This window comes from Oceanihabitans sediminis (assembly GCF_003337215.1).
GTDB lineage: Bacteria > Bacteroidota > Bacteroidia > Flavobacteriales > Flavobacteriaceae > Oceanihabitans > Oceanihabitans sediminis.
The window spans coordinates 1-575 of sequence record NZ_QPIG01000020.1; the positions used below are offsets into that span (position 1 = coordinate 1).

Genomic DNA, 575 nt, shown 5'->3' on the forward strand with positions numbered 1-575 from the left:
AACGGAAGCTACCCCGCAATTATCAGCTGTAGTTGGAGCCCCTAGAGCAACACTAGTTGCTACACAAGACGCATCCGCACTTATTACTACATCCGCAGGACAAGTAATTGTGGGCGGCGTTGTATCATTAACAGTTACCGTTTGTGTACAGGTAGCTGTAAGACCAGCGTTATCAGTTACTATCCAAGTCACTGTGGTTTCTCCAAGAGGGAACGTTGCCGGAGCATCATTGGTAACGGAAGCTACCCCACAATTATCATCTGTAATTGGAGTTCCTAAAGCAACACTAGTAGCCTCACAAGACGCATCTGCACTTATTACTAGATCCGCAGGACAAGTAATTGTAGGATTTGTAGTGTCGTTGATGGTAATAGTTTGTTCAACATTTATTGCATTCCCAGCTGCATCAGTTACAGAATAGGTTCTAGTAATGACTTCTGGATTGGAGCCACCATCTGAAACATCCGAAACATGAGCTATCGTAATCGTACCAGAGCAATTATCCGTTTCATCAGTAACAACCGTTACATCAGGCGTAGGAACATCACCAGCACACTGTACATTAATAGGCGCTG

Annotated in this window: 1 protein-coding gene; it reads right to left on the reverse strand. The window is 44.3% G+C overall.

Features of this window, described 5'->3' with window-relative positions; genetic code table 11:
- On the reverse strand, positions 1–575 hold a 575-nt coding region (locus DU428_RS13340; protein WP_114436876.1), incomplete at both ends, for an HYR domain-containing protein.